This is a genomic window from Roseateles sp. P5_B10 (assembly GCF_056400485.1).
Genome location: NZ_JBFULE010000167.1, coordinates 1 through 8,584, shown reverse-complemented (window position 1 = coordinate 8,584; position 8,584 = coordinate 1). Strand labels below are relative to the sequence as shown.

Annotated in this window: 6 protein-coding genes; 3 read left to right on the top strand and 3 right to left on the bottom strand. The window is 68.6% G+C overall.

Features of this window, described 5'->3' with window-relative positions:
• Together AC1DU6_RS12825 and AC1DU6_RS12820 are read right to left on the bottom strand one after the other, a co-directional pair.
• Positions 1 to 1,583 (bottom strand): sensor histidine kinase (locus AC1DU6_RS12825; RefSeq protein ID WP_477857572.1); only part of this gene is annotated, 1,583 nt, incomplete at its 3' end.
• Positions 1,584 to 1,659: 76 nt separating this feature from the next.
• Positions 1,660 to 4,251 carry a DNA topoisomerase III gene (locus AC1DU6_RS12820; protein WP_056199770.1) on the bottom strand — a complete coding sequence of 864 codons (2,592 nt, stop codon included), beginning with the start codon at positions 4,249 to 4,251 and terminating at the stop codon, positions 1,660 to 1,662.
• Positions 4,252 to 4,483: 232 nt separating this feature from the next.
• On the opposite strand from AC1DU6_RS12820, the gene AC1DU6_RS12815 reads away from it, so the two are divergent.
• Genes AC1DU6_RS12815 through AC1DU6_RS12805 form a run of 3 tightly spaced genes read left to right on the top strand, consistent with a single transcriptional unit; the run spans position 4,484 to position 6,379 of the window.
• Positions 4,484 to 4,972 (top strand): SET domain-containing protein, encoded by a 489-nt coding sequence (locus tag AC1DU6_RS12815; RefSeq protein ID WP_056199773.1) that lies wholly within the window; start codon positions 4,484 to 4,486, stop codon positions 4,970 to 4,972.
• Positions 4,973 to 4,976: 4 nt separating this feature from the next.
• Positions 4,977 to 5,708 carry a biotin--[acetyl-CoA-carboxylase] ligase gene (locus tag AC1DU6_RS12810; RefSeq protein WP_477857569.1) on the top strand — a complete coding sequence of 244 codons (732 nt, stop codon included), beginning with the start codon at positions 4,977 to 4,979 and terminating at the stop codon, positions 5,706 to 5,708.
• The gene (locus tag AC1DU6_RS12805; protein WP_056199777.1) at positions 5,708 to 6,379 is read left to right on the top strand and encodes a hypothetical protein; all 672 of its coding nucleotides are present in this window, start codon (positions 5,708 to 5,710) and stop codon (positions 6,377 to 6,379) included. Before AC1DU6_RS12810 ends, AC1DU6_RS12805 begins: the two co-directional genes overlap by 1 nt.
• Here the strand turns inward: AC1DU6_RS12805 and AC1DU6_RS12800 are convergent.
• Positions 6,362 to 8,407: a S8 family peptidase gene (locus tag AC1DU6_RS12800; RefSeq protein ID WP_477857567.1), complete on the bottom strand. Its 2,046-nt coding sequence runs from the start codon at positions 8,405 to 8,407 to the stop codon at positions 6,362 to 6,364. The genes AC1DU6_RS12805 and AC1DU6_RS12800 overlap by 18 nt on opposite strands.
• Between the last annotated feature and the right edge of the window lie 177 nt (positions 8,408 to 8,584).

The following is an 8,584-nucleotide window of genomic DNA, read 5'->3' as shown; positions in this document are numbered from 1 at the left end:
CTGCCGCTGTCGGTGAACTTGACGGCGTTGGACAGCAGGTTGAGCAGCACCTGGCGCAGGCGCTGGCCGTCGGCGATGACCTGGGTCGGCAGGCGGGCGTCGATGTCCAGCCAGAAGGCCAGGCCCTTCTGCTCGGCGCGCAGGCGCACGCTGTCGCAGGCCATGTCGACGAGGGCGCGCAGGTCCACGGACGCCGGCTTGAGCGAGACCTTGCCGGCCTCGATGCTGGCCATGTCCAGCACGTCGTTGATGAGCTCCAGCAGATGCAGGCCGGAGTCACGCATCAACTGCAGCTTGGCCTGCTGGCCGGCGGGAATGGCGGCATCCATCTGCATCAGCTGCGTGAAGCCCAGGATGGCATTCAGCGGCGTGCGGAACTCGTGGCTCATGGTCGCCAGGAAACGGCCCTTGGCCTGGTTGGCGCTTTCGGCGCGCAGCTTGGCCTCGCTGAGTTCGGCGGTGCGCTCGTTGACGAGTTCTTCGAGGTGGTCGCGGTGGCGGGTCAACTCGGCCTCGGCCTGGCGGCGCAGCGAGATGTCGCTGACCATGCCCTCGATGCGACGCTGGCCGCTCTCGCCCTCAACCCAGTGCGCGTTCAGCTCGACCCACAACGGCCGGCCACCCGCGCCGCGGAGCTGCAGCTGGCATTGCTGGATCTTGCCCTGCTCGTTCATGACGGCGGCGACGCGCTGCATCTCATGCCGGTCAATGCCGGACAGCTCGCGCAGCCGCCGCCCCACGGGGCTTTGCGAACCCAGGCCCAGCATCTGCGTGAAGGCGCGGTTCATGCTGAGCACGCGGCCATCGGCGTCGGCCTGGAAGACGCCCTCGGTCGCGTTCTCGAACAGGCTGCGGTAGCGCGCCTCGCTGGCGCGCAGGCCTTCGGAGCTGAGCTGCACCTGGTCAGCCGCGCTGCGCAGCTTCAGGCTCATGGCGTTGAAGCGCATCGTCAGCTCGCCGATCTCGTCGCCGCGCTCCACGGTCTCCTGCGCACCGAGGTCGCCCTTGGCAACGCGCTGGGCCAGGGCGCCCAGCTTCAGCACCGGCCGGCGCACCAGCCATTGCACGAGCAGGGAGCTGGCGATGACGATGCCGATGACGACGACGGCCAGCAGCTCGACGACGAAGAGGCGGGTGCGGCTGATCTGCTCGTCGATGAGATCACGCGTAACGGTGAGAACGGCCGAGGCGACCTGGGTGCCGGCCGTGTCAGCCGCGGGCTGGTAGGTGATGGCGAACTCGCGTCGCAGCGGCCCCACGGCCGGGGTGTCGCGGCCGCGCCGCGCCTGGCCGCCGCGCAGGCCCAGGCCCTTGAGCTCGATGGCATGCACCTCGGGGTCGGCCATGACGGCGTCGAGCAGGTTCTCGATGGCGACATGGTCTAGGTTCCAGATCGGGCCCGCGAAACCGCGCTCGATGAGGCCAGCCATGCGCGCCTCGCGCTGGCGCAGGCCGGCCATCAGCTCGGCCTCTTCGTGTGTCGTCCAGTACCAGCCCACCGCCAGCACCAGCAGGCTCGCAACCAGCGCAATGCCGGCCGTCAGGCGCGTCTGTATGCCGATGCTGATCGGTGCCAACGCCATCCCCTCTCCCCCGGTGCAGCCTTGTCAGGCCATGCGGCGAGCATAAATGCTGTGGCGCCGCGAATTTCCTGCCCGCTCAGCTCTTGGCCGCCGTCTTCTTGGCTGCCACCTTCTTGGCAGCAGGCGCCTTGGCAGCGCGCGGCTCGAACTCGAAGATGACCTTGCCTTCCTTCTTGTCATAGGCCAGGAAGGCCTTGAACTTGCGGCGCGTCTTGTTGGAGACGAAGTTTTCCAGCAGGTCGGTCTTGCCGTTGGCCAGCAGCTTGTGCACCTGGGCCGGCTCGATGGGCTGGGTCAGGATGACCTTGCCGGTCTTGAAGTCGCAGGTGACGGTGGCACCGACCGAATGCTCACAGACGTAGTTGGCGCCGTGCTCGTAGACGTGGCCCTTGCACTTGGGGCAGGCCCCGAGCGAGTTCTGGCCGGAAAAGTCCACCGGTTCGCCATCGCCCTCGGCCTTCTTGGCGTCCTCGCCGAAGTCGAATTCCAGCTTCCAGTTGGCGATCTCCTCGTCATAGACCAGCGCCAACTCGGCCGTGAAGGGCCAGCCCGCCTTGGAGCGGAAGCCTTCCAGCGGGCCGATCTTCTTGTTCGCCAGGAAGGTCTCGACCTCGTTCAGCTCAAAGCTGCGGCCGCCCGGGATCTTGCCGATGGAGAAGCCGCAGGCGTCCTCACCCGTGCCGCTCTTGCCGGTGCAGGTGAAGCGCCGATAGTTCTCTTTCACGATGCCGCCGCACTTGGGGCAGGGCGTCTTCAGCGTCGCATAGTCGCCGGGGATGGTGTCGCGGTCATAGCCCTTGGCCTTGGCGACCATCTTCTCGGTCATGGCCGCGATCTCGGCCATGAAGACCTCGCGCTTCAGGCGCCCCTTCTCCATCTCGGCCAGCTTGTATTCCCAGTCGCCGGTCAGTTCGGGCTTGGTCAGGTCCTCCACGTCCAGGCCGCGCAGCAGCGTCATCAGCTGGAAGGCCTTGGCGGTCGGGATCAGCTCGCGGCCCTCGCGCAGCATGTACTTCTCGCTGATCAGGCCTTCGATGGTGGCCGCGCGCGTGGCTGGCGTGCCCAGGCCCTTCTCGGCCATGGCCTCGCGCAGCTCGTCGTCGTCGATGAGCTTGCCGGCGCCTTCCATGGCGGACAGCAGCGTCGCTTCGGTGTAGCGCGCCGGCGGCTTGGTCTGCAGCGCCTTCACGTCCACGCTCTCGGTGCGCACGACTTCGTTGGCCTGCACCGGCACGAGGTTAGCGTCCTCGTCGTCCACGTCCTTGCCGTAGACGGCCAGCCAGCCCGGCTTGACCAGCACCTTGCCGTTGGTCTGGAAATGGTGCTTGTTGTCGATTTTCGAGATACGCGTCGTGACCAGGAACTCGGCCGGCGGGAAGAACACCGCCAGGAAGCGCTTGACGACCATGTCGTAGAGCTTGGCCTCGATCTCGGTCAGGGCCTTGGGCGCCTGCAGCGTCGGGATGATGGCGAAGTGATCCGACACCTTGGCGTTGTCGAAGACCTTCTTGGTGGGCTTGATATAGCCCTCCTTCAGCGACGTGGCGGCATGCTGGGACAGCGCGGCCAGCGGGCCGGGCAGGTCCTCGGTCGCCAGCATCTTGGCCGTGTCCTTGGCCACGGCCACGTAGTCCTCGGGCAGGAAGCGCGAGTCCGTCCGCGGGTAGGTCAGCACCTTGTGCTTCTCGTACAGCGCCTGGGCGATGGACAGCGTCGTCTTGGCCGAGAAGCCGAAGCGCGAATTGGCCTCGCGCTGCAGCGTCGTCAGGTCGTAGAGGCCGCCGCAGCTCGTGGTGCTGGGCTTGCTTTCCTCGGTGACGACGGCGGGCTTGCCGAGCACCGCCTTGGCGATCTCGTCGGCCTCTCCTTGAGTCCAGAGCCGGTCGGCCCGGCGCTCCAGGTCGTCGTTCTTCTTCCACGCGGGGTCGAACCACTTGCCTTCGTACTGGCCGGCCTGGGCGTCGAAGTTGGCGCGCAGCTCCCAGTAGTCGCGGGCGACGTGCTTGCGGATCTTTTCCTCGCGCTCGACAACGACCGACAGCGTCGGCGTCTGCACGCGGCCCACCGTGGTCAGGAAGAAGCCGCCGTCGCGCGAGTTGAAGGCCGTCATGGCCCGCGTGCCGTTGATGCCCACCAGCCAGTCGGCCTCGGAGCGGCAGCGCGCGGCGTCGGCCAGCGGCAGCATCTGCGCGTCGCTGCGCAGCTTCTCGAAGCCCTCGCGGATGGCGGCGGGCGTCATGGACTGCAGCCACAGCCGCTCGATGGGCTTGTTGAGCTTGCCCTTGGCCGGCTGGGCGTACTGCTCGATGAGGCGGAAGATCAGCTCACCCTCGCGGCCCGCGTCGCAGGCGTTGATCAGCGCCGTCACGTCCTTGCGGCGGATCAGCTTGGCCAGCGCGTTGAGCCGGCCCTTGTTCTTGTCGATCGGGTTGAGGTCGAAATGCGGCGGGATGACGGGGAGGTTGTTGAAGCTCCACTTGCCGCGCTTGACGTCGAACTCCTCGGGCGCCGCGATCTCCACCAGGTGGCCGACGGCCGAGCTGACGACGTACTGCTCGTTCTCGAAGTGGTCGTCGTGCTTGTCGAACTTGCCCGCCACGGGTGTCAGCGCGCGGACGATGTCCTGCGCGACGGAGGGCTTCTCGGCAATGATCAGAGTCTTGCTCATCGGTCTTTCAATCGGTTGTCTGTTCGTTCATTCGGGCCGAGCGCCGGGCCGCCCCAAGCCGGCCCGCCAGGCGATGTGCACGCGGCTCGAAGCCGCGTGTATCGCCGTCCCCTCGGGGGACCGGCCAAGGTAGTCCTTGGACGAGGGGTCTCATTCTTGCTGCCTACAATCCGGGCCTCGCGCGCACGCCTACGCACACGCGCACCCATGAAATCACCGTACCACAGCGCCGATGACCGCCAAATCCCCGCGTCCTGCCCCGCGCCGCAAGATCGAAGTCCGTGATTCCGGCGTGCATGGCCGGGGGGTTTATGCAGCAGCTCCCATCGCCGCCGGTGCGCGCATCATCGAGTACACCGGCGAGCGCATCACCTGGGAGCAGGCGGTTGACCGCCATCCGCACGACCCGGCCCAGCCCAACCACACCTTCTACTTCCACCTCGACGGCGGCCTCGTCATCGATGCGCTGTATGGCGGCAATGACGCGCGCTGGATCAACCACGCCTGCGAGCCCAACTGCGAAGCCGACGAGGTCGATGGCCGCGTCTTCATCCAGGCCCTGCGCGATCTGGAGCCCGGCGAGGAGCTGTTCTATGACTACGGCCTGGTGCTGGACGACCGCCACACGGCCAAGGTCAAGAAACAGTTCGCCTGCTGGTGCGGCGCGCTGACCTGCCGCGGCACCATGCTCGCCCCCAAAACCCGCAAGTCGGGGCGCTGACCTGATGGAACGGCGCCACCTCGCCGAATGCGGCTCGACCAACACCGAGGCGCTGGCGCATCTGCGTGAGGGCGGCGGGCCGCTGCTGGTTTCGGCCTCGCGCCAGACCGCGGGTCGTGGGCGCCTGGGCCGGGCTTGGCTGACTGAACAGGGGGGGGATGACGCCGCGCTGACTTTCTCCATCGCCTTGCCACTGCCGGCCGCGCTTGACCTGAGCGGCCTGTCCCTCGCCGTGGGTTGCACGGTGGCCGATGCGCTGGACCCGGCGGGCCGGCACATCCAGCTCAAATGGCCCAATGACCTCTTCCTGGATGGCGCCAAGCTAGGCGGCATCCTCATCGAGACCGTGCCGTTGCCGGCGGACCAGCGCGGCGTCGTCATCGGCATCGGCCTCAACCTGCGGCCCTTGCCCGAAGGCGCCGACCGCGCCGCCTTTGCCAGCGGCCACGCGGCGCTGCAGACGCTGGACCCGGCCGCCACGGCCACCGAGACGCTGGACCGCCTGGCCCCCGCACTGCGTGGCATGCTGGCCGATTTTGAAACCCTGGGCTTTGCGCCCTGGCAGGCGGCATTCGCGCGCCGCGACCTCGCGGGCGGCCAGCGTGTGCGCGTCGGCGAGCAGGCCGGCACCGCACGCGGCGTCAGCGAGCGTGGTGAACTGCTGCTGGAAACCGCCGCTGGCCTGCTGCCGATCAGCGGAGGCGAACTGAGTCTCAGATTGGAGAAATCGCTGTGATGCGCGTGGTCGTGCTGGTACTGCTGGCGGTGAACGCCCTCTTCCTTATCTGGTCGCGCGGCTGGCTGGACACCGTCACGGGCCTGCCGGCCGAGGGCGGCCGCGAGCCGCAGCGCGTCAAGGCCCAGCAGCATCCCGAACGCATCCAGCCCCTGGCCGCCAGTGCGGCCGCCGTCGCCGCCCAGCGCAGCTGCCTGGAACTGGGCCCGCTCGATGGCGATGCGGCCCTCGCCGCCGCCCAGGCCGCCTTGAAGGCTGCCGGTGCTGAGGCCCAGGTGCGCAGCAGCGAGCAGCCGGGCGTGTGGGTGGTGGCGACCATCAAGCTCGCCGACCCCGAGTTCCGCGCCCGCAAGGAAGCCACCTACAAGCAGCTGCGCATCAACTTCGAACCGCTGGATGGCCTGCCCGCCGAGCAACCGGCCTTCGTGCTCAGCAAGCACCCCAGCCAGGCCGAAGCGAACGCCCAGGCCGAGAACTTCGACAAACGCGGCCTCAAGGGCCTGCGCGTGCTGACGCTGAAGGCGCCGCTGGCTCGCCACAGCCTGGTCATCAATCAGGCCGACGGCCTGCTCGCGGCCCGGCTCAAGGCGTCCAAGGACGCGGCCCTGGCCGTCGGTTTCAAGGCCTGCAGTGCGGCGCCCGCCGCAGCCGCATCAGCGGCCAGCAGCTGAGCGTCGCAGCGCCAACGCCGCCAGCAACAGACCAGCCAGCCAGGCCGCGCTAGCTGCGCCGCCGCCGCCACCACCCGACGAGCCGCTCGACGAAGACGCTGCCGCGACACTGATCGTCGCCGACTGGCTGTAGACGACACCGGCGTTGTCGGTCAGGTCGGCGCGCACCGTGAAGCTGCCGGCCGCCGTCGGCGTGATCGTCGCCGTGGCCGTGCTGGCGCCGGAGGCAAAGGCCGTCACGATGCCGCCGCCATCGACCAGCACCCAGGCCGTGGAGGCGACCGAGCGGTCCCCGGGCAGGCCGGTGGCCGTGACGGTCAGTGTCAGCGTCTGGCCAGCGGTCAGGCCGCTCGCCGGGCTTGGCGTGATGGTCACCGTCGTGCCGTTCAGCGCCTGGGTCGCGGCCACGGCCGCAGCGGCGTCCACCATGCCGGCGCCGCAGGTGCTGGTCGTGCAGTAGCACTCGTCCTGCGCCGTGGCACTGGGTGCCTTGCATTGCGGCGGGTTGCCATCCGCGGCGCTGCCGCCCCCGCTTGTCGGGAAGGGGCGCGCCGTGCTCTTGAGGATCTGCGTCGCCTCGGCCGAGGTCAGACCCGGCCGAACCGAGGCCATCAGCCCGACGATGCCACTGACGATGGGTGCCGAGAAGCTCGTGCCCACCGAGGCGCCGCTGCCGGTGTAGGTGTCTGCGCCCGCCACCGGCGTCGTCGTGCCCGAGTTGGTCGTGCTGACCATGGGATAGAGGCAGGCTTGGTTGGTCAGCGTGTTGATGCAGTTGCCGCCCGGCGCGGCGATGGTCACCTCGGGGCCGAGACTGGAGAAGCCGACCTTGGTGCCGACATGACGCAGCGCCGCCACCGTGATGACGCCGGGGCAGTTGCCCGGCAGGCCGACGGCCTGGCCTTCGGAATTGCCGGCCGCGACGACGATGGTGGCACCGGCCGCGTTGACCTGGCTGATGACGTCACGGTAGAGAGCGCCCGTGCCCGTGGTGCCACAGGTCCCGCTGCCGCCCAGGCTCATATTGAGCACCTTGGCCTTGTTCGCATTGGCCGGCAAGCCCGGCACGGCAATGCCGGCAGCCCACTTCATGCCAGCCATGATGTCGCTGTCATAACCGCCGCATTTGCCCAGCACACGCACGGGCAGGATCTTCAGGCCCCAGCCGACGCCGGCCATGCCCAAGCCATTGTTGCTGCTGGCGGCGATCAGGCCGGAAACACGGGTGCCGTGCCAGGAGCTGTTGCCGATGTCGCTGCTGTCGCAGCCACTGCCCAGGGCGCCGCCGTTGATATCGGTCTGGCTGACCCAGTCGCCCGGGTCGGACGGGTCGTTGTCAGCACCGCCACCGTCATTGGCGATGGCAATCGACGTCGCTTGCTGGCTGTTGCCGGCGCTTCCGAAGCCGATCATGTCGTAGCCGCTAACGAACTGACCCGACAGGTCGGGGTGATCCAGGCGCACGCCGGTGTCCAGCACGGCGACTATCGTTGTGGCGGTGCCGGTCGTGGTGTCCCACGCTGCCGGCGCATTGATGCTGGAGACAACCTGGCCCGGCGTGGCGCTGGGCTTCTTCAAGTACCACTGGTCGATGGTGCGGGCCTGCACACCACCGACGGTCGATTCAGGGTTCACGTCCGCGCCACCGAACAGCGGGTCGTTGGGGAGGCGGGCATGCTTGCGGCGTTGGTCGACGACCACCAGCTCGACCTCGGCATCGGTGGCCAGCTTCTTTGCCAGCGCGGCACCGGTCATGCCCTTGGCGATGACCACATGGGTGCGCTCGTCCAGGCTGATGCCGGCCGCCAGCCGCTGGCCGCTGCGCAGGCCCAGGGCCGTCGCGCGCGTCTGCGCCACCTCGCGCGCCTCGGCCCGGGTGGCCCGCAAGGCCAGGGCCTTGGCGCGCACGCTGTCGGCCTGGGGCTTGAAGCGCACGATGACGCGGGCTTCGGTGTCTGGCGTCTGGGCCAGCACGGGCGCGGCCATCACGGTCAGGGCGGCGATCAGCAGCGGACGCAGGGACTTCATGACGGCGAGCTCGAACGGGCGGGCGGCCAGTTTAGGCGCGCCCTTGTGAAGCAATCGCAAACAAGTGTGGGGCGCAAGAAAGCAGAAAGGCCAGCCGATCGCGAGATCGACTGGCCTTTTCAGCGGTATTCGGGCCGAGCGACGGGCCGCCCCTAGCCGGCCCGCCTGGCGATGTGC

What these genes read in the sequence shown, in the direction of transcription:
- AC1DU6_RS12820 (WP_056199770.1), bottom strand. Translation starts at nt 4,251, where the DNA reads ATGAGCAAGACTCTGATCATTGCCGAGAAGCCCTCCGTCGCGCAGGAC.
- AC1DU6_RS12815 (WP_056199773.1), top strand. Translation starts at nt 4,484, where the DNA reads ATGACCGCCAAATCCCCGCGTCCTGCCCCGCGCCGCAAGATCGAAGTC.
- AC1DU6_RS12810 (WP_477857569.1), top strand. Translation starts at nt 4,977, where the DNA reads ATGGAACGGCGCCACCTCGCCGAATGCGGCTCGACCAACACCGAGGCG.
- AC1DU6_RS12805 (WP_056199777.1), top strand. Translation starts at nt 5,708, where the DNA reads ATGCGCGTGGTCGTGCTGGTACTGCTGGCGGTGAACGCCCTCTTCCTT.
- AC1DU6_RS12800 (WP_477857567.1), bottom strand. Translation starts at nt 8,407, where the DNA reads ATGAAGTCCCTGCGTCCGCTGCTGATCGCCGCCCTGACCGTGATGGCC.